Annotated in this window: 22 protein-coding genes; 3 read left to right on the top strand and 19 right to left on the bottom strand. The window is 66.1% G+C overall.

The genetic code is table 11. The features are described from left to right. Positions 1-32: 32 nt before the first annotated feature. From CON77_RS10195 to CON77_RS10175, 5 genes are all read right to left on the bottom strand, one after another. Positions 33-782: a glycosyltransferase family 2 protein gene (locus CON77_RS10195; RefSeq protein WP_232788488.1), complete on the bottom strand. Its 750-nt coding sequence runs from the start codon at positions 780-782 to the stop codon at positions 33-35. 75 nt (positions 783-857) lie between these two features. Then, entirely contained in the window at positions 858-1,619 is a 762-nt protein-coding gene (locus CON77_RS10190; RefSeq protein WP_232788487.1) for a glycosyltransferase family 25 protein, read from the bottom strand. Further along, on the bottom strand, positions 1,574-2,296 hold the full coding sequence (locus CON77_RS10185; RefSeq protein ID WP_198552336.1) for a hypothetical protein: 723 nt from the start codon (positions 2,294-2,296) through the stop codon (positions 1,574-1,576). The genes CON77_RS10190 and CON77_RS10185 overlap by 46 nt, the downstream gene beginning before the upstream one ends. A gap of 47 nt (positions 2,297-2,343) precedes the next feature. Beyond that, the gene (locus CON77_RS10180; protein WP_101049041.1) at positions 2,344-2,556 is read right to left on the bottom strand and encodes a zinc-finger domain-containing protein; all 213 of its coding nucleotides are present in this window, start codon (positions 2,554-2,556) and stop codon (positions 2,344-2,346) included. 5 nt (positions 2,557-2,561) lie between these two features. After that, the gene (locus CON77_RS10175) at positions 2,562-3,497 is read right to left on the bottom strand and encodes a branched-chain amino acid transaminase (protein WP_101049040.1); all 936 of its coding nucleotides are present in this window, start codon (positions 3,495-3,497) and stop codon (positions 2,562-2,564) included. A gap of 154 nt (positions 3,498-3,651) precedes the next feature. Here CON77_RS10175 and CON77_RS10170 point away from each other — a divergent pair, with 154 nt between their 5' ends. Then, on the top strand, positions 3,652-4,401 hold the full coding sequence (locus CON77_RS10170) for a hypothetical protein (RefSeq protein ID WP_157826909.1): 750 nt from the start codon (positions 3,652-3,654) through the stop codon (positions 4,399-4,401). 9 nt (positions 4,402-4,410) lie between these two features. Here CON77_RS10170 and CON77_RS10165 read toward each other — a convergent pair whose 3' ends face one another. From CON77_RS10165 to CON77_RS10140, 6 genes are read right to left on the bottom strand one after another with little or no spacing between them, the layout of a single operon-like run. Beyond that, positions 4,411-5,511, bottom strand: a complete 1,101-nt coding sequence (locus tag CON77_RS10165) for a protein-glutamate methylesterase/protein-glutamine glutaminase (RefSeq protein WP_101049038.1) — start codon at positions 5,509-5,511, stop codon at positions 4,411-4,413. A gap of 18 nt (positions 5,512-5,529) precedes the next feature. After that, positions 5,530-6,156 carry a chemoreceptor glutamine deamidase CheD gene (gene cheD, locus CON77_RS10160; protein ID WP_101049037.1) on the bottom strand — a complete coding sequence of 209 codons (627 nt, stop codon included), beginning with the start codon at positions 6,154-6,156 and terminating at the stop codon, positions 5,530-5,532. A gap of 5 nt (positions 6,157-6,161) precedes the next feature. Beyond that, entirely contained in the window at positions 6,162-7,001 is an 840-nt protein-coding gene (locus CON77_RS10155) for a CheR family methyltransferase (RefSeq protein ID WP_101049036.1), read from the bottom strand. Positions 7,002-7,028: 27 nt separating this feature from the next. Beyond that, the gene (locus tag CON77_RS10150) at positions 7,029-9,302 is read right to left on the bottom strand and encodes a chemotaxis protein CheW (protein ID WP_101049035.1); all 2,274 of its coding nucleotides are present in this window, start codon (positions 9,300-9,302) and stop codon (positions 7,029-7,031) included. A gap of 51 nt (positions 9,303-9,353) precedes the next feature. Beyond that, entirely contained in the window at positions 9,354-9,716 is a 363-nt protein-coding gene (locus CON77_RS10145) for a response regulator (RefSeq protein ID WP_101049034.1), read from the bottom strand. 38 nt (positions 9,717-9,754) lie between these two features. Next, positions 9,755-10,150, bottom strand: a complete 396-nt coding sequence (locus tag CON77_RS10140) for a hypothetical protein (protein WP_101049055.1) — start codon at positions 10,148-10,150, stop codon at positions 9,755-9,757. A 260-nt stretch (positions 10,151-10,410) separates the two neighbouring features. Between CON77_RS10140 and CON77_RS10135 the strand changes: the two genes are divergently transcribed. Both CON77_RS10135 and CON77_RS10130 read left to right on the top strand, forming a co-directional pair. Then, the gene (locus CON77_RS10135; RefSeq protein ID WP_232788486.1) at positions 10,411-11,499 is read left to right on the top strand and encodes an ATP-binding response regulator; all 1,089 of its coding nucleotides are present in this window, start codon (positions 10,411-10,413) and stop codon (positions 11,497-11,499) included. Beyond that, positions 11,496-12,125 carry a response regulator gene (locus CON77_RS10130; RefSeq protein ID WP_101049032.1) on the top strand — a complete coding sequence of 210 codons (630 nt, stop codon included), beginning with the start codon at positions 11,496-11,498 and terminating at the stop codon, positions 12,123-12,125. Before CON77_RS10135 ends, CON77_RS10130 begins: the two co-directional genes overlap by 4 nt. Positions 12,126-12,134: 9 nt before the next feature. Here the strand turns inward: CON77_RS10130 and fliR are convergent, their stop codons facing one another. From fliR to CON77_RS15705, 8 genes are all read right to left on the bottom strand, one after another. Next, on the bottom strand, positions 12,135-12,902 hold the full coding sequence (gene fliR / locus CON77_RS10125; protein WP_101049031.1) for a flagellar biosynthetic protein FliR: 768 nt from the start codon (positions 12,900-12,902) through the stop codon (positions 12,135-12,137). Between the two features lie 20 nt (positions 12,903-12,922). After that, complete coding sequence (fliQ, locus tag CON77_RS10120; RefSeq protein WP_101049030.1) at positions 12,923-13,192, bottom strand: flagellar biosynthesis protein FliQ; 270 nt, start codon at positions 13,190-13,192, stop codon at positions 12,923-12,925. Positions 13,193-13,212: 20 nt separating this feature from the next. After that, positions 13,213-13,995: a flagellar type III secretion system pore protein FliP gene (fliP, locus tag CON77_RS10115; protein WP_101049029.1), complete on the bottom strand. Its 783-nt coding sequence runs from the start codon at positions 13,993-13,995 to the stop codon at positions 13,213-13,215. Continuing rightward, positions 13,992-14,360: a FliO/MopB family protein gene (locus tag CON77_RS10110; RefSeq protein WP_101049028.1), complete on the bottom strand. Its 369-nt coding sequence runs from the start codon at positions 14,358-14,360 to the stop codon at positions 13,992-13,994. Before CON77_RS10110 ends, fliP begins: the two co-directional genes overlap by 4 nt. Before the next feature lie 6 nt (positions 14,361-14,366). Then, positions 14,367-14,789 (bottom strand): flagellar motor switch protein FliN, encoded by a 423-nt coding sequence (gene fliN / locus CON77_RS10105; protein ID WP_101049027.1) that lies wholly within the window; start codon positions 14,787-14,789, stop codon positions 14,367-14,369. Continuing rightward, on the bottom strand, positions 14,779-15,783 hold the full coding sequence (gene fliM / locus CON77_RS10100; protein WP_101049026.1) for a flagellar motor switch protein FliM: 1,005 nt from the start codon (positions 15,781-15,783) through the stop codon (positions 14,779-14,781). The genes fliN and fliM overlap by 11 nt, the downstream gene beginning before the upstream one ends. 30 nt (positions 15,784-15,813) lie before the next feature. Continuing rightward, positions 15,814-16,341: a flagellar basal body-associated FliL family protein gene (locus CON77_RS10095; protein WP_101049025.1), complete on the bottom strand. Its 528-nt coding sequence runs from the start codon at positions 16,339-16,341 to the stop codon at positions 15,814-15,816. 135 nt (positions 16,342-16,476) lie between these two features. Continuing rightward, positions 16,477-17,962, bottom strand: a 1,486-nt coding sequence (locus tag CON77_RS15705; protein WP_198552335.1) for a flagellar hook-length control protein FliK, incomplete at its 5' end; no start/stop codon positions are given.

The raw sequence follows: 17,962 nt of genomic DNA, 5'->3' as shown, positions 1-17,962 counted from the left end.
TGATTTCTGGCAGCCAGGGCGATTGCCCTGTGTCAGCGCTTGATGCAGCCAGACAGGGTGTCACGGTCGTAATGCAGCGCGGCGTAGCGGAAGAAGAATTCCAGCGCGACAAACCAGCAAAGCAGAAAACCAGCGCCACCCCCGGTGAAACCCAGACGCAACACATACAACCGGAAGAACACCACCGTCGATGACAACAAGCCACGGAGCACGCCGCCCCGTTTGCCCCGTTGCGCCCGTTTGCTGGCGCCCAGCATGGCGTATTGCGTCAGTTTTTCCAGACTCCCCTTGACCGTCTGGCGCGTGTGATGGTCCAACTTTGCACGAAAAACAAACCGGGGGGCATCGGCTTTTTTCAGCACAGCGTGTTCGTGAACAGCTCCTTCGTAACGTTCCAGGTTGTCAACCTTGAAGAACCGTTCCAAACTGGAACGGTTGACAAAGTAGCGCAATTCCTTACCGAAGGCGAACGTGTTCCAACGGATCTTACCCACCACATTGGCGTTTTTTGATACAGCGTCTAGCAGTTCATCACGCAAGGCGGGTGATATGACTTCGTCTGCATCCAGAAAAAACACGTAGTCGGCTTGGACGTGTTGGAGCAGCCTTGTTCGCTGAGGACCGAACCCTTGCCAATCGAGGTAATGCTGCACTTGTGCTCCCATGCGGGAGGCGAGTTCTGGTGTCCCATCGGTGCTGCCGCTGTCCACGACGATCACTTGGTCGGCGAACTGGGCGCTTTTGAGGCAGCGTTCTATCTGGTGCGCTTCATTCAGGGTCAAAACTCCAATGCACAAGGACGGGCGATTGGGTGAAAGCATGTGGTTCCCCTGTGGTGACGATGGCACACGGCCGACTCACCGTGAGACGCTGTTCATGAAGTTGTAGATAAACTTGTTTTTCCATTGGCGCCAGCGTGACTTGCCGGCCCTGCTGGCCCGTTGTCCTATGCTGCTTACCTCACTGGTTTCATGCAGTGTCAGTAATGCAGGCAAGACGCCTCGGATGCGCAGGCCGTTTTCCCACCAGAACCGCAAATCGATATCTATCGGTCGACCGAAAGGCAGGCGCGATGCCAGAAGTTTCTGAGCCCCCGCACGGGTGATCACGTAACCCGCGGTCAGGCTGGGGATGCGCCGGTAGGTGATCAACTGGTGGCCACTACTGGTCAGTGGCGTTGCGTGGCGGGGGTTTTCCCGAGATCTGCTGATGAGCTTGAGCATGTCCCAATCGCCAGCCTTGGCCATGGCCGCTTCGATGACGGGGACGAAATCGTCGCTGAGTTCAACATCGTCCTCCAGAACGACCATGGCCGAGTCGGTACCATCGCAGAGTTGCTGCCACAAGGCCAGGTGGCTGGCATAGCAGCCTTTTTCTCCGCTGACCAAAGGGCAGTGGTACTGCTTCAGGTTGAGGTCTTCGGAGTACAGGCGCAGGCGCTCCTGCTCACTCAGACCGGTCCACAGCACGGCGTCAAAGCGCCGACCCTGGATGCCCAATCGCGCAAATTCCCGCTCCATGCGCTGGCGTCGGTCGCTGTCGCAGGCCAGGTTGACGAAGTAGACGGGTGGCATCACGGTGCGGCCTTGCCGAAGCGCCGTGTCCACCACCGCTTCCATGCAGACGGTTTCCGTAGGGCAGGATCTTCTGACGGATTGCCATGCACGATGGCCAAATACCGGCTGAAATCAAGCGGGGAGCCTGCCGCGACATCGGCCACCACCGCATCAAACAACCGCTCGTGTGCGGGGTGGCGAGACTCAAACAGATGAAAAAAACGGTTGTCACCGTAAAAGGTGCCAATGCCGAACAAGCCTTGGTCTTTGAGCCCCCATTTGGGAATGACGCAGGCCGTGGGTTTGATGAGCGTGATTAGGGCACCCATTCGGTCGCAGGCAATGCTCATTGCCTCACCGGCGTCGTGGGTTTTTGACGATTTGAAATCGGGGCATCCTGCAGCCAGCCACAGCGACTTGCGAAACGCCATGAACATCGGCCCGGCATAGATCGCCTGGCTCTGCTTGTGGTTGGAAAATTGGGCCAGTCCAAACAGTCCACCTGCCTGTGCCACCTCAACCGCCTGTTCGTAGGACGCCCTGTTGAGAGGAAAGGCGTCGATGTCGCAAAAAACGACGATATCGTTCTCTGCGCTGCGAGCAATAATGTCATTCATCCAGGCGCCGTGCTTGGTCCCGTGCTGGTTATCCTGACAAAGGGGAATACCCAGTGCTCCAAAAACCGCCTTCTGGCCGTTCAGGATTGCTGCAGGGATGTTGTTCCAGTGCAGCGAATGCACCGCCGGCCAGTGTGGTGACGACATGAAGTCCTTGACTTTTGCGCGAGTCAGTGCCCGTGGGCCACCACCTCGCCCGCCTTCAGGCGGTACACGGTGCCGCAGTAGGGGCAGCGGGCCTCGCCGGTCTTGGCCACGTCCAGGTAGACCTTGGGGTGGCTGTTCCACAGATTCATGTCGGCCAGGGGGCTGGGGCAGAACACGCCGCCGTGGGCGTTCAGGTCTTTGGCGGCCAGTTCGATAGCAGAAGGGGCTTGGCTCATGGCAATCACACTTTGGTCAGCCAGTGGGCGTATTTCGGGTTGCGGCCGTTGACGATGTCAAAGAACGCGGTCTGGATCTTCTCGGTGATCGGGCCACGGCTGCCCGCACCGATCTCGATGCGGTCCAGTTCGCGGATCGGCGTCACCTCGGCGGCGGTGCCGGTGAAGAAGGCTTCGTCGGCGATGTACACCTCGTCGCGGGTGATGCGCTTTTGCACGATCTCCAGGCCCAGGTCTTTGGCGATGTGGAACACCGTGTTGCGGGTGATGCCGTTGAGCGCGCCGGCCGACAGGTCGGGGGTGTAGATCACGCCGTTCTTGATGACGAAAATGTTTTCGCCCGCGCCTTCGCTCACGAAGCCGGCGCTGTCGAGCAGCAGGGCCTCGTCGTAGCCCTCGTCGGTGGCTTCCATATTGGCCAAAATGGAGTTGGTGTAGTTGCTCACCGCCTTGGCCTGCGTCATGGTGATGTTGACGTGGTGGCGGGTGTAGCTGCTGGTCTTGACGCGGATGCCGCGCTTCATGCCTTCTTCGCCCAGGTAGGCGCCCCAGGCCCAGGCGGCGACCATCAGGTGGATGGTGTTGCCCTTGGGGCTGACGCCCAGCTTCTTGTCACCGATCCAGGTCAGCGGGCGCAGGTAACCGCTTTCCAGCTGGTTTTCGCGGATGACGGCTTTTTGCGCTTCGTTCACCTCTTCCTGGGTGAACGGGATCTTCATACGCAAAATTTTGGCGCTGTTGAACAGGCGCTGGGTGTGCTCTTCCAGGCGGAAAATGGCCGGACCGTTGACGGTGTTGTAGGCCCGCACCCCCTCGAAGGCGCCGCAGCCGTAGTGCAGCGTGTGCGTCAGGACGTGGATTTTGGCGTCGCGCCAATCGACCATCTGGCCATCCATCCAGATTTTGCCGTCGCGGTCGGACATGGAGGGGATCACGGACATTGCTTGCCTCGGTAGGTTGCTTGTCTGCACATTTTACGTGCAAGCCCAGGCTTGAAATTTTCTGTGTGCCGCCCTAAAGTTGGCCGAAAGTCGTCCGATAGAGCGAAGGAGAGCGGAAATCCCATGCCTGGGGTGCTTCGCCGAGGAGTTCGCCATGTTGACCATTTCTTCCGTCGCTGTTTCGCCTGTGCCGCCGCAAGCGCCCGCTGCCAAGTCGCAGCCGGCCTTGCCGGTCAAGCCCAGCCCCGCGGTCTCGCCCGAGAACGCGGGGGTGTCGGTCGTCGTGTCGCAGGGGGGCGATGCGGGCAGTTCCGTGGCCGTTTATGCGCCACCGGCTTTCCCGCCGGTCAACTCCACGGGCCAGGCGACCACGGTGGAGGTGGACAAGAACGCGGCGCTGCCCGGGCAAGCCGCCGCCCGCGGCGTGGCGGGGGTGGCCACGGTGGCCCTGGCCGCCGCGCCAGCACCTGCGCAGGCCGCGGCAGAAACCGAAGCCACCACCCCAGCCGAGCAAAATGCCACCGACGGCGCCCAGGCAGCCGCCGCGCCCGAAGAACAGACCCAGGAGGCCGAAACCGCCCGTGCCGAGCGCGACCGGCAGCAGGCCCGTGCCGAGGCGCAGCGTTTCCAGGGCCAGCTGCCTGTCGAGGTGAAAAGCCCCGTGGAAGAGGCGATGGACACGCAGATCAACGAACTGCTGCCGAACATGTGGAAGGCCAGTCGGGCGGCGGTGGATGTGTTGATCGGCGAAGAGGCGCGTGCCGCGGCCGCTGCGCGGGCCGAAGCCCTGGCACCGGCGCCCGCCGTGCCCACCGAGCGGGCCCTGGAAGCCACCGAGAACTACCTGCGCACCGGCGGGGCCGATGCCCCCAGCCCCGGCAGCACCGTGAGCCGGCTGGTCTGAAGGCCCGGTTCAGATGCGGTGGCGCACGCCGCCACCGCTGTTGATGCGTTCCATGATGGCGCGCGCCATCTGTTTCAGCGGCAGCACTTCGTGCGCGGCACCGTGCTGTATCGCCATTTTGGGCATGCCGAACACCACGCAACTGGCCTCGTCCTGCACGAGGTTGTAGCTGCCCGCGTCGCGCATCTCTTTCATGGCGGCGGCGCCGTCGCCGCCCATGCCGGTCAGCATCACGCCCACTGCATTGGGGCCGAGCACGCGCGCACACGATTTGAACAGCACCTCCACCGAGGGCTTGTGCCGGTTCACCGGGGGGGCGTCGTCGACCACGGCCACGTAGTTGGCACCGCTGCGTTCGATGTGGAACTGCTTGCCGCCCGGGGCGATGTAGGCATGGCCGGGCAGCAGGCGTTCGCCGTCGCGCGCTTCCGAAACGCGGATGCGGCAGAGCGAGTCCAGGCGCGCGGCAAAGCTGGTGGTGAAGCCCGGCGGCATGTGCTGGGTGATGACGATGGCCGGCGAGTCGGCCGGCAGGTCCACCAGGATTTCGCGGATGGCTTCGGTGCCGCCGGTGGAGGCGCCGATGCAGATCATCTTCTCGGTCGACAGCAGCCGGGTGCTGGTGGGCGCGCGGGGCACCGGGGCCGCAACGCCATCGGGGCGCGGCTGGGTCGGTGCGGCCGGGGGCGGGGCGACGTGGCGGCTGACCCGGGCCTTGCTGGCGATGCGGATCTTTTCGACGATCTCGTCACCCAGCTCGCGCAGCCCGGACGATACCCCGAGGCGCGGCTTGGCCACGAAATCGACCGCACCCATCTCCAGCGCGCGCAGGGTGGTTTCGGCGCCCTGTTCGGTCAGGGTGGAGACCATGACCACCGGCATCGGGCGCAGGCGCATCAGGCGCGAGAGGAACTCCAGCCCATCCATCTTGGGCATTTCCACGTCCAGGGTGATGACGTCGGGGTTGAGTTCCCGGATCATCTCGCGCGCCTGCAGCGGGTCGTTGGCCGCACCGATGCAGGCCATGTCGGGTTGCTGGTTGATGATTTCGGTGAGCAGACTGCGCACCAGCGCCGAATCGTCCACCACCACCACAGTGATTTTTTGCATGCCTCGCCTGAAATTGCGTCAGAACAGGTCCACCGAGCCGCCGGCCGTGGACTGCACCACCCGGGTGGCCACGCCTTGGCGCTCCTGCGACTCCAGGGTCTCCGGGTGGGCGTGGGCCAGGCGCTTGACCATGGCCTTGCCGGTCACCGGGAAGAACACCACCTTGCGTGGGTAGATGTCCATCACGTCTTTGGAGACCACCGGAATGCGTTCGGTGGCCAGGTAATCGAGCACGAACTTGGTGTTGCGCTCGCCCACGTTCATGCTGGTGAAGCCGGAGATGACGGCGCCGCCGCCAAACACCTTGGCCTGCATGTACTCGCGCGAGGAACCCTGTTTCACCAGTTCGTTGATCAGCAGTTCCATGGCGTAGGAGCCGTAGCGCCCGGAGGTGTCGCCGCCGCCTTCGGGCAGCATGAAGTGGTTCATGCCACCGATGCGCAGGCGCGAGTCCCAGATGCAGGCGGCGATGCACGAACCCAGCACGGTCATGATGACCAGGTCCTCGTTGGAGACGAAATACTCGCCCGGCAGCACCTTGGCGGCGTTGTATTTGAAATGCTGGTCGTGGAAAAAGAACGACGCCTCGCCGGGCTTGCGGGGCCGGGACTTGAGGGTTTGCAGGTGCGCGGTGCTGCGGTGCATACGGTTCAGACTTTTTCGTAGACGGTTTTACCGCGCAAGGTGAACAGCGAACGCGCATCGCTGAAGTTTTCGGCGTGGCCCACGAACAGCGTGCCTTTGGGCTTCATCAGTCGGTGGATGCGCGCGAGCACCTGGCGTTGCGTGGTGTTGTCGAAATAGATCATCACGTTGCGGCAGAACACGATGTCGAACTCCTCGCGCAGCGACCAGTTGTCTTCGATCAGGTTGAGGTTGAAGAACTTCAGGTGTTTCTGCAGCTCGGGCCGCACCCGGGCCAGGCCGCTGTTCTGGCCGGTGCCCTTGAGGAAGTACTTGCGCAGTTGCTCCGGGCTGACGTTCTTGAGCCCATCGACCTTGTACACCCCGCGCGAGGCGGTGTTCAGCACCTTGGTGTCGATGTCGCTGGCCCAGACCTGGAAGCGGCCGTTCAGGCCCAGGACGTCGGCCAGGGTGATGGCGATGGAGTAGGGCTCTTCGCCGGTGGAGGCGGCGCTGCACCAAATCTTCCAGTCGTGCCCGGCCGGCCCGGCCTTGAGCAGCCGCGCCAGTTCGATGAAGTGGTGGTTCTCGCGGAAGAAGGAGGTGAGGTTGGTGGTCAGCGCGTTGACGAACTCCTGCCACTCGTCGGCGTTGCCGTGGTGCTCCAGCCAGTCCAGGTAGCTGCGGAAGCTCTCGTGGCCGGTGTCGCGCAGGCGCCGGGCAATCCGACTGTAGACCATGGCCTGCTTGCCGTCGTGCAGGCTGATGCCGGCATGGCGGTAGATCAGGTCCTTGATGCGGGTGAAGTCCGCATTGGTCCAGGCGAATTCCCGGTTTTGCAGGGCGGCGGCGTCGTCAACGGCCATGGGTGTTTCGGTTTCGGGGGAGCGGGGTCATTGGCGGGCGCGACGCACCAGCGAGGAGGTGTCGAGGATGAGCGACACGCTGCCATCGCCCAGGATGGTGGCGCCCGAAACGTACTGCACCTTGCGGTAGTTCGACTCCAGGTTCTTGATCACCACCTGTTGCTGGCCCAGCAGTTCGTCGACCATCAGCGCTACGCGGGTGCCGTCGGACTCGATCACCACCATGATGGTGTTGCCCGGCACGGCTTCGGCGGCGCGCGGCACGTCGAACAGGCGGTCCACCTCGATGACGGGCATGTACTCGTCGCGCACCTTCACCAATTGGGCGTTCTGCGCCACGGTGTTGATGTCCTTGGCCTGCACCTGGAAGGATTCGACCACCGACGACAGCGGCAGGATGTAAACCTCGTCGGCCACCCGCACCGTCATGCCGTCCATGATGGCCAGCGTCAGCGGCAGGCGCACCTTCACGCTCATGCCAAAGCCTTCGGACGAGTCCAGCTCCACCGAGCCACCCAGGGCGGCGATGTTCTTCTTGACCACGTCCATGCCCACGCCGCGGCCGGACACGTCGGTCACCACCTCGGCGGTGGAGAAGCCCGGTGCGAAGATGAGTTGCCAGGCCTCCTGGTCGGACATGTCGTTCGACACCGGGATGCCCTTGGAGCGCGCCTTGTCGATCAGCTTCTGGCGCGACAGGCCCTTGCCGTCGTCGCGCACCTCGATCAGGATGGAGCCGCCCTGGTGCGCGGCCGACAGGGTGATGGTGCCGGTTTCGGGCTTGCCGTTGGCCAGGCGCACGTCTGGCAGTTCGATGCCGTGGTCGCAGCTGTTGCGGATCAGGTGGGTCAGCGGGTCGGTGATCTTTTCGATCAAGCCCTTGTCCAGTTCGGTCGCTTCGCCGTGGGTGATGAGATCGACCTTTTTGCCCAGCTTGGTGGCCAGGTCGCGCAGCATGCGCGGGAAGCGGCTGAACACCACGGACATCGGGATCATGCGGATGGACATGACCGATTCCTGCAGATCGCGCGTGTTGCGCTCCAGGTCGGCCAGCCCAGACAGCAGCTGCTGGTTCAGCGTGGCGTCCAGGCTGCGGCTGTTCTGCGCCAGCATGGCCTGGGTGATGACCAGTTCGCCCACCTGGTTGATGAGCTGATCGATCTTGCTGACCGACACGCGCAGCGTGGTGGTTTCGAGCTGGGCGGTGGCGGCCGCGCGCGAGGCTTTGGCCCCTTCGCGGGCTTTGGACTCACCGGCGACCGCAGGGGCCAGGGCGGCACCGATCTGCAAGCCGCTTTCGGCCTGGACGATGTCGGCGTGGGCGCTGGGCGTGAGGGGGTTGCCCGGTGCACCGGGGAACAGGCCGTAGCCTTGCACCAGGTCGTCGGCCGGCACCGGGGCACCCGAGGCCCCCGGCACGGTGGAGGCGACCGGGCTGCCAGGTGCGCCGGCGAACAGGCCATAACCCTGTTCGATGATGTCGTGGCTGTGGTCGAAATCCGAGGTGCTGGCCGCCAGCGCGGGAGCGGGAGGCGGAGCGGGGGCCGCGGCCAGGGGCGCGGCATCGGCCGCGTGCAGGGCGATTTTGTCCTTGGCCACGTGGAAGGCGAACAGGTCCAGCAGGTCGGCGTCGGTGCTGGTGGTGTCGATGTCGTACACCTTGCAACCCTGCTCCTCGCGTTCCGCGGTGATGGTGCCCAGGCCTTCGATGTCGCGGAACAGCTCCTTGATGGCGTCGGCCTGCTCGGGGTGGTCGAGCGGCCCGATCACGGCACGCAGCCGGCGCGCCGCACCGGGTGTGCTGGCCGCGGGCATGCTGCCCGCTGCAGGGGCCGGCGCCGGAGGGGGCGGCGGTGGCGGTGCCACGACGACTGCCGCAGCGGTCACGGTGGCCTGTCCCCCGGCGGCCAGCACGCGGATGCGCTGCACCAGGCTGGCGGTTTCGGGCGGTTCCCCGCCCAGGCCCTGGTGGCGGGCCAGCAGGCCCTTGAGTGCGTCGGACGCTTCCAGCAGCACGTCCACCATGGGCATGGTAGGGGCCAGTTCGTGGCGGCGCAGCTTGTCCAGCAGCGACTCCATCTGGTGGGTGAGTTCGGCCACGTCCTCGAAGCCGAAGGTGGCGGCGCCGCCCTTGATGGAGTGGGCGCAGCGGAAGATGGCGTTCAGTTCTTCGTCGTCGACCGTCTCCAGGTCGAGGTTGAGCAGTTGCTGCTCCATGGACTCCAGGTTTTCGCCCGCCTCTTCGAAGAAGATTTGGTAAAACTGGGTCAGGTCAAAGCCGTCGTTCTTGTCGTCTGCCATGGGCGTGGTTCTCGGTGGGGGCCGGAGGGGGCTTTGCGGGCAAAGGCGGCGTCAACGGATGACTTTGTTGATGACCTCGATCAGGCGGTTGGGGTCGAAGGGCTTGACCAGCCAGCCGGTGGCGCCAGCGGCCCGGCCGGCCTGTTTCATCTGGTCGCTGGACTCGGTGGTCAGAATCAGGATGGGGGTGTTCTTGAAGTTGGGGTCTTCGCGCAGCTTGCGTGTCAGGCCGATGCCGTCCAGGCGCGGCATATTCTGGTCGGTCAGCACCAGGTCGAAGGACTGTTTCTGGGCTTTTTCGAACGCGTCAACGCCGTCGACCGCCTCGACCACATTGAACCCGGCGCCCACCAGGGTGAAAGACACCATCTTGCGCATAGAAGCGGAATCGTCAACGGCGAGAATCGAATGCATGGGATTACCTTGTCAGCTGGGGCGTGGAAGTCGGGGGGTCAGAACAGTTCGATGGAGCCGGCGTCCATCTCGCTCTGGGTCACGGGGTTGGGGTTTTGCGGCATGTGGGTCACCACCACGCCGATTTCGTCTTCTTCGGGTTCCATGGCCTGTTCGGCCAGGGTGTAGGCGCAACCTTTGAGCACCTTGCCGGTGTGCACCAGCAACTGGCTGGCCATGTCGTGGAACTGCAGTTCGGTCACGGCCAGGTGCAGGGCTTCGCGGATGAGCTGGGCCTCGGTGCTGTCGGGCAAGCCGTCGGCCACTTGCATGGCTTTGTTGAAGCGGTCCAGCAGGTTGCCGGTGGCATGGTCGAGCAGCCCTTCCAGGCGCTTGAGGTCGTTCATGGCCACCAGCAGCGAGTCCTGCAGGTCGGCCACGGCGGACACACTCATTTCTACCGCCGGTTCGGAGGACCGGTCGGGGAGGGGTTCGACCCGGGTGATCTCTTCACGCGGCCAGCGGCGCTTCTGTTGTGGCGAGGCGGGTTCTTCTTGCATGGGAGGTGGCACAGCTTCCCGAAAAGATGTCAATGTCTGCGAATATAAGCCCGAGCGCCGTCTCAGACCAGGGTGCGCGTCTGACATGGCTCAAAATAGTGTCGATTCTTTGCCCCGTTCGCACAAAAAATGGGGCCCAGCCCACAGGTGACCGTTTGACCGATCTGCACATCATCCATCTGGAGGACAACCCAGCCGACCACGACCTGGTCGCGCGCGCCTTGGCGCGCAGCGACCTGGTGTGCCACTGGACCTGGGTGGACACGCTGGACGATTTCCTGGCCGCCTTGCGGCAGGGCCCGGTGGACGCGGTGCTGGCCGACTACCACCTGGCCGGTTTTTCCGGGTTGGACGCCTGGGACGGCATGCGCGCGCAAGGTGTGGACCTGCCGTTTGTCATCGTCTCGGGGGCCATCGGCGAGGCCACGGTGGCCGACGCCATGGTGCGCGGCGTGAGCGACTACGTGGACAAGCACCGGCTGGCGCGCCTGCCCGGGGCGCTGCAGCGGGCGCTGGACCTGGCCGCCGCGCGCCGTGCCCAGGCCGACGCCGCGCGCGCCCTGGCCGAGTCGCGCCAGCGCCTGGTGGACCTGACCGAGCACCTGCAGGCCAGCATCGACCGTGAGCGCGCCGACATCGCCCGCGAAATCCACGACGACATTGGCGGTTCGCTGGCGGCGGTGAAGCTGGACCTCGCCTGGCTGGCGCGCCGCGGCACCGACGCCGAGGCGCAGACCCACGTGCAGGCGGCGCTGGCCATGGCCGAACACGCCTTGGGCGCGAGCCAACGCATCATGCGCAACCTGCGCCCGGCGGTGCTGGACCAAGGCCTGCTGCCGGCGCTGCAGTGGCTGACGCGCACCTTTGCCGAGCGCACCGGGCTGGACGTGTCGCTGCAGGGCCGCTTGCGCGCCGCGCTCGATCCCCGGGTGGACATGGTGGCCTACCGCACCGTGCAGGAGGCGCTGACCAACGTGCTCAAGCACGCCCAGGCCAGCCGGGTGCGCGTGGAGGTGAGCGACCTGGAGGACTTCCTGACCCTGGAAATCTCGGACAATGGCCGCGGCGCCGGCCCCGAGGACCTGGCCAAGCTGCAGTCTTTCGGTCTGCTGGGCCTCAAAGAGCGCGCCCAGACCGTGGGCGGCTGGCTGGACGTGGTGACCGCGGCTGGCCAGGGCATGACGCTGATCCTGTCGGTGCCGCTGGGCGACACCGCAACCCCCGAACCGGAGAACGCCGAATGATCAAGGTGGTGTTGTGCGACGACCACGCCGTGGTGCGCCGCGGTGTGCGCGACACGCTGATGGAGGCCACCGACGTGCAGGTGGTGGGCGAGGCCGACGGCTACGCCAGCCTGCGCGACGCCCTGCGCCAGCACAAGCCCGACGTGCTGCTGCTGGACGTGGACCTGCCCGGGCGCAGCGGGCTGGAGATTCTGGCGGTGCTGCAGGAGGAGCAGAGCCCGGTGCGCACGGTCATGGTGTCGATGTACCCGGAAGACCAGTACGCCATCCGCTGCCTCAAGGCCGGCGCCATGGGCTACCTGAACAAGGGCGGCGACCCGGCCGCGCTGCTGGCGGCGGTGCGCACCGTGGCGCAGGGGCGCAAGTTCATCACACCGGAAATTGCCGAGCTGCTGGCCAACCACCTGAACGCGCCCGAGGGCGCCGAGCTGCACGACAGCCTGTCGGAGCGGGAGCTGCAGACGCTGAAAAAAATCGCCTCGGGCAAGAAGCTGTCGCAGATCGCCGAGGAGTTGATGATCAGCCCCAAGACGGTGAGCGTGTACCGCGCCCGGGTGCTGGAAAAGCTGGGCCTGACGAACAACGCCGAGCTGACGGTCTACGCCATCCGCAACCAGCTGGTCTGAGCCGCCGGCTCAGCCGGCACCAAACAGGTCGGCGATGACGCGCATGAGCTGCATCACCGGCCGGTCCATCATCGGCAGGGTGAAGGCGATGCCCAGCAGCCCGACCGACAGGGTCAGCGGAAAGCCGATGGCGAAGACGTTCATCTGCGGCGCGATGCGCGAGACGATGCCCATGACCACGTTGACGAACAGCAGCATGCCGATCATGGGCAGGGCGATCCACAGACCGTAATAGAACACCAGCCCGCCCAGTTCGTGCAGGCGCAGGCTCCGCACGGGGCCGAAGGCGTCCTCGCCCACGGGAAAGGTCTGGAAGCTGGCGGCCACGGCCTGGATCAGCATCAGGTGGCCGTTGAGCACCAGGAACAGCAGCATGGACGTGTTGCCGAAAAAGCGGCCCACGGTGCTGGTCTGGGCGTTGGTGCTGGGGTCGAAGAAGCCGGCGAAGTTCAGGCCCATTTGCAGGCCGACGATCTCGCCGGCCATCTCGACCGCGGAAAACACGATGCGCACCGCCAACCCGATGGCCAGCCCGATGGACAGTTGCTGCACCACCGCGCCAAAGGCGGCCGGGCTGTTGAGCGAGAGCAGGGGCGGTTCGGGCAGGGCGGGCTGCAGGCACAGCGCGATGACGAAGGCCAAGCCGATCTTGGTGCGCACCGGCACCGAACGCGCCGAGAAGATGGGCGCGCTGGCGAACACCCCCAGCACCCGCAGGAAGGGCCAGAAGATGGGCGCGACCCAGGCCATGAGCTGGGCCTCGGTGAAGGTGAGCATGGCCGGCGGGCTGCGGTGGCTCAGACCGCGTAATCGGGGATGGCCATGAGCGTGCGCCGGATGAAGTCCACCAGGGTGGTCAGCATCCAGGGGCCGGCCAGGGCGAACACCGCCACCGCCGCGAGCAGCTTGGGCACGAAGGACAGGGTGGCTTCGTTGATCTGGGTGAGCGCCTGGAACAGGCTGATGACCAGGCCCACCACCAGCACCGTGCCCAGGATGGGCGCGGCCACCATGAGCAGCATGAACAGGGCGTTCTGCCCGATGGTGAGGACGGCTTGGGCTTCCATGGGCGGTCTCCCGGGATGGGTCAGGTGGCGAAGCTGGCGGCGAGCGAGCCGATCAGCAGGTTCCAGCCGTCGGCCAGCACGAACAGCATCAGCTTGAAGGGCAGGGCCACCAGCACCGGCGACAGCATCATCATGCCCAGCGACATGAGCACGCTGGCCACGATCATGTCCACCACCAGGAAGGGGATGAAGACCATGAAACCGATCTGGAAGGCGGTTTTGAGTTCGCTGATGACGAAGGCCGGCACCAGCACGCGCAGCGGGGCATTGGCCACGGTGACGTCGGGGCCGAGCTTGCCCAGGCGGGCGAAGAGTTCGAAATCGGACTGGCGCGTCTGCTTGGTCATGAACTCGCGCAGCGGGATTTCGCCCTGCGCCAGCGCCTGCTCGAAGTTGAGGGCGTTCTGCGTGTAGGGCTTGTAGGCGTTGTCGTAGACGCGGTCCAGCGTCGGGCCCATGACGAACATGCTGAGGAAGAGCGACAGCCCGACGATGACCTGGTTGGGCGGCGAAGACTGGGTGCCCAGGGCCTGGCGCATGAGCGAAAGCACGATGACGATGCGGGTGAAGGACGTCATCATCAGCAGCACCGCGGGCAGGAAGGACAGCGCGGTGAAGAACAGCAGCGTCTGGATGGGCACCGAGTAGCTGGTGCCGCCCGCCCCCTGGCCGATGACCAGGGGCAACTGCCCGTTGGGGGCCGGCGAGGGGCTGCCTTGTGCCCAGGCGGCACCGGCCAGCGCCAGCAGGGCCAGGGCGGCCAACCCGTGGCGCCAGCGGACCCGTGTGCCCACCGGCTTCATGCCGCGGGCTCCTGCCGCGCTGCGCCGCCGCGCAGGGCCTGGGCCACGGCGGCGTAGCTGGGGGTGGGGGCGGCCGTGCCCGCCGGGGTGCCCGGGGCCGGGCGGCCGACCGCCTGGGTGTGCAGGGTGCGCACGTGCTGCGGCGTCACGCCCAGGGTCAGTTGCACCGGGCCGTGGGGGCCGTCCACCTCCACCACCACCACGCGTTGTTGCGGGCCCAGCACCAGCTGCGACACCAGCCGCAGTTCGGCGCCCTGGCCGCTGCCGGCGGGGGCGGTGCGTTTTTTCACCCATTGCAGCGCCCAGGCCAGCAGGCCCATGACCAGCAGCAGGCCCAGGGCCGGGGCGTAGGAGGCGAAGTTCATGGGCGGTCAGTGCCGGCTCAGGCGGCGCAGGCGTTCGGACGGGGTGACGATGTCGGTCAGGCGGATGCCGAATTTCTCGTTCACCACCACCACCTCGCCCTGGGCGATGAGGTAGCCGTTGACCAGCACGTCCATGGGTTCGCCGGCGAGCGCGTCCAGCTCCACGATCGAGCCCTGGGCCAGTTGCAGGATGTACTTGATCGGCACCTTGGTGCGGCCCAGTTCCACCGACAACTGCACCGGAATGTCCAGCACCATGCTGATGTCGTTGTTGCCCACCGGCTGGTTGGCCATGTCGCCGTCGAAGTGCGGTGCGCCGGAGGCAAAGTCCTGGTTCATCCCGCCGGACTGCTCCTGCAGGGCCTGGGCCCAGTCGTCGGCCATGGCCTCTTCCGGGCTCGGGGCGTTGGTGTCTTGCTCATTTGTCATACTGATCTCCGTGCCAGGTCTTGTCGGTGCTGCGGATGGTGCGCTGAACCTTCAGCGCGTACTTGCCGTTGTGGGTGCCGTATTCGCATTCCAGAATGGGCACGCCGTCCACCTTGGCTTGGATGATGCGTTCGCGCTCCAGCTCGATGAAGTCGCCCACCTTCATCGCCAGCAGTTGCTCGATGGTGGCGCCGGTGTTGGCCAGCTCGGCCACCAGCTCCACCTCGGCCGCCTGGATCTCCTGGCTCAGCAGCTTGACCCAGCGGCGGTCCACCTCCATCGAGTCGCCTTGCGAGGTGGAATACAGCAGATCGCGGATCGGCTCCAGCGTGGAGTAGGGGATGCAGATGTGCAGCGAGCCGGTGAGGTCGCCGATTTCCAGCGTGAAACTGGTGCTCACCACGATTTCACTGGGCGTGGCGATGTTGGCGAACTGCGGCTGCATCTCGGAACGCTGGTAGGCCAGTTCCAGCGGGTACACGCCTTTCCAGGCCTTTTTGTACTCCTCCGAGATCACCTCCACCATGCGGTTGATGACGCGTTGCTCGGTGGGCGAGAAGTCACGCCCTTCGATGCGGGTGTGGAACTTGCCGCTGCCGCCGAACAGGCTGTCGATGACGCCGAACAGCAGCGTGGGCTCGCAGACGATGAGGCCGCTGCCGCGCAGCGGACGCACCGCCATGATGTTGAAGTTGGTGGGCACCACCAGCTCGCGCAGGAACATGCTGTACTTCTGCACCTGTACCGTGCCGACCGAAATTTCCGGGCTGCGGCGGATGAAGTTGAACAGGCCCACGCGCAGGTTGCGGGCGAAGCGCTCGTTGATCACTTCCATCGTCGGCATGCGCCCGCGCACGATCCGCTCCTGGCTGGAGAGGTCGTAGCTGCGCACGCCGTCGGTGGGGAAGTCTTCCTTGGCGAGTTTCTGGCTTTCGCCGGTCACGCCCTCGAGCAGGGCATCGATCTCGTCTTGTGAGAGAAAGGCGTCGCTCATGGTGGTCTGTGGTGAGGGCGTGGAGGGGGCTTATTGCACGATCAGGCTGGAAAACAGCACCGCCTGCACCGGGCTGTGGCCGCGGTTCAGGGGCATGCCGGCTTCTTCGCGCACCAGGGTGAGGATGTCGTTCATCAGCGCCTCCTTGCCTTCGGGGCGCAGCAGTTCGTCGGCCGTGCGGCGCGAAATCTGCATCAGGATGCCGTTGCGGATGGTCGGCAGGTAGCCCTTGATGGCTTCGCCGGTGGCCGCGTCTTCCAGCTGCAGGGTGATGCCCACCTGGGCGTAGCGCATGCCACCCGGGTCGGCGAGGTTGATGACCAGGGCGTCCAGCGGCATGTACTGGGGCGGGGCCTTGGGTTTGGCGTGCTTGGTGGTTTCTGCGGCCGCGTGCGCGTCACCGCCGTCTTCCTCGTCGGCCGAGGGTTTGAGCAGCAGAAAAGCGGCGGCGGCCCCAGCGACGACCAGCAGCAGCACCGCCACCAGGACGATGACGAGCATCTTCTTGCTCTTCGGTTTTTCGGCGTTGTCGGCGCCTGCGGCGGGTTTAGCGGCCATGTGTTTGCCTTCGGGTCGGGTCAGACAGAACGCCCACCGTGGTCGCGGTGGGCACCCGGTCTATTTTGTCATGCCCGATTATGGTCGCCGCGCCCCCGGGCTTAAGCGCGATAAAGGGGGGCTATGCCCCTTTGTTCAGGCGTAAACGTCCAGGCCCAGCCGACCGTTGCGGGTGGGGGTGGGGCGGGTTGGGGGCAGAATGGCCGGACCGGTGTCGGCGCTGGCGCGCAACGGCACCCACGGACCCGGGCGGCCGTCGGCAGCTTGGCCACCGGCCTGCCCCGCGCCTTGGCCGCCGACCGAGACGCTGTCGAGTGCGATGCCCGCGCGGGCCAGCAGGTCGGCCAGCACGGTTGGGGCCTGGGCCTTGATGGCGTCGCGCACCTGGGCGTCGTCGGTGCGGAAGTTGAGCTGGGCTTTGCCGCCGTCGAGGGACACGTCCACCTCCAGGGCATCGCTGCCTCCCACGTCGAGCCGCACGCTGGCGCGTTTGGTCTGGGCTGCGGCCCAGAGGCTGACCTGCGCCCCCAGGGACTCGTAGGCGTCGCCCAAGGCTTCGCCCAGGCTCATGGCAAAGCCGCTGCCGTCCGCGGGCGCGGTGGCGCTGGGGGTGGCATCGGTCAGGGCCGCGGCACCGCCGTCCGTGCCCGTGCCACCGGCATCGGTGCCGGGGCTGTTGTCCCCACCGCGGGCCATGGCCGAGACGGCGGCGCCCCAGGGGCTGGCACTGGCGACCAGATCGGCGATGGCGCTGCCCGGCTGGCCCGGTGTGGCCATGTGCCAGGACCGGGTCAGCGTGTCCACCACGTCCGCGGTGCTGGGGGCGGTCAAACCCTGGCCGTTGCCGCCGCGGGCGTCTGCGTCCAGGCGGGACCAGTGCGGGCCCGTCTGGCTGCGGTGTCGCCGTTCTGGGTCGGGGGGCGTGAGGCCGCTGGCGGGTGCGTCCGGGGCCCGTCCAGGTTCTGGGGTGGATGCGGCCGCGGCCGGGGTGCTTTCGGCTGCCGTGGCGTCCGCCAGTTGGGTCGTGCTGGCACCGATGCCGACGGCCGGCTCGGTGGTGGTCAAGTCGGGGCTCAGGTTTTCGGTGGCCGGGGCGGCAGCGGCGGAGCGGGGCTCCGGCAAGGCGCTGCCCGGTTGGCCGGGGGTGGCCATGTGCCAGGCCCGGGGCTGCCCGTCGCCGGGGGCGTTGGTGGGGAGTGTCGCTGCCTTTGCCAGGGCGGCGTCCAGGTGGTCGATGGCCTGGGGGATGGCCGCGGCGGTGCCGGGCTCCAGCAAGGCGCTGCCCGGTAGGCCGGGGCTGGCCATGTGCCAGGAAAGGGGCTGCGCGTCGCCTGAGGCGTGGGCGGGTAGCGCCCGCGTGGCGGCGGGGTCGGTGTCCGGGTGATGGCCGCGGCCCAGGCCGGGGTCCGCCACCTCAACGGTGGTGTGGCTGGGCGGGGTGATCAGGGCCAGCAGGGGGGCGAGGGGATCGTCCTCGGTCAGGCGGATTTCGGCGGTCTGGTCGGCGGCTTCGGCCGAGGCGGCGGTCTCGGCGCCGGCGGCGCTGTCGTCGGCGGCTGCCCCGTTGGCGGTGAGCGCCGTGTCGGACACGGCCGCGTCCTCCAGCCCGGACTGCAGCAAC

The organism is Macromonas nakdongensis, from assembly GCF_002837145.1.
Taxonomy (GTDB): Bacteria; Pseudomonadota; Gammaproteobacteria; order Burkholderiales; family Burkholderiaceae_C; genus Macromonas_B; species Macromonas_B nakdongensis.
Note: the sequence above shows the minus strand (reverse complement) of the source record. Positions and strands in the feature narration are given on the sequence as shown.

Bases quoted from the DNA above. Each gene is read 5' to 3' on its own strand.
- CON77_RS10190 (WP_232788487.1), bottom strand. From the start codon at position 1,619: ATGGAAGCGGTGGTGGACACGGCGCTTCGGCAAGGCCGCACCGTGATG.
- CON77_RS10180 (WP_101049041.1), bottom strand. From the start codon at position 2,556: ATGAGCCAAGCCCCTTCTGCTATCGAACTGGCCGCCAAAGACCTGAAC.
- CON77_RS10175 (WP_101049040.1), bottom strand. From the start codon at position 3,497: ATGTCCGTGATCCCCTCCATGTCCGACCGCGACGGCAAAATCTGGATG.
- CON77_RS10170 (WP_157826909.1), top strand. From the start codon at position 3,652: ATGTTGACCATTTCTTCCGTCGCTGTTTCGCCTGTGCCGCCGCAAGCG.
- CON77_RS10165 (WP_101049038.1), bottom strand. From the start codon at position 5,511: ATGCAAAAAATCACTGTGGTGGTGGTGGACGATTCGGCGCTGGTGCGC.
- cheD (WP_101049037.1), bottom strand. From the start codon at position 6,156: ATGCACCGCAGCACCGCGCACCTGCAAACCCTCAAGTCCCGGCCCCGC.
- CON77_RS10155 (WP_101049036.1), bottom strand. From the start codon at position 7,001: ATGGCCGTTGACGACGCCGCCGCCCTGCAAAACCGGGAATTCGCCTGG.
- CON77_RS10150 (WP_101049035.1), bottom strand. From the start codon at position 9,302: ATGGCAGACGACAAGAACGACGGCTTTGACCTGACCCAGTTTTACCAA.
- CON77_RS10145 (WP_101049034.1), bottom strand. From the start codon at position 9,716: ATGCATTCGATTCTCGCCGTTGACGATTCCGCTTCTATGCGCAAGATG.
- CON77_RS10140 (WP_101049055.1), bottom strand. From the start codon at position 10,150: ATGAGTGTGTCCGCCGTGGCCGACCTGCAGGACTCGCTGCTGGTGGCC.
- CON77_RS10130 (WP_101049032.1), top strand. From the start codon at position 11,496: ATGATCAAGGTGGTGTTGTGCGACGACCACGCCGTGGTGCGCCGCGGT.
- fliR (WP_101049031.1), bottom strand. From the start codon at position 12,902: ATGCTCACCTTCACCGAGGCCCAGCTCATGGCCTGGGTCGCGCCCATC.
- fliQ (WP_101049030.1), bottom strand. From the start codon at position 13,192: ATGGAAGCCCAAGCCGTCCTCACCATCGGGCAGAACGCCCTGTTCATG.
- fliP (WP_101049029.1), bottom strand. From the start codon at position 13,995: ATGAAGCCGGTGGGCACACGGGTCCGCTGGCGCCACGGGTTGGCCGCC.
- CON77_RS10110 (WP_101049028.1), bottom strand. From the start codon at position 14,360: ATGAACTTCGCCTCCTACGCCCCGGCCCTGGGCCTGCTGCTGGTCATG.
- fliN (WP_101049027.1), bottom strand. From the start codon at position 14,789: ATGACAAATGAGCAAGACACCAACGCCCCGAGCCCGGAAGAGGCCATG.
- fliM (WP_101049026.1), bottom strand. From the start codon at position 15,783: ATGAGCGACGCCTTTCTCTCACAAGACGAGATCGATGCCCTGCTCGAG.
- CON77_RS10095 (WP_101049025.1), bottom strand. From the start codon at position 16,341: ATGGCCGCTAAACCCGCCGCAGGCGCCGACAACGCCGAAAAACCGAAG.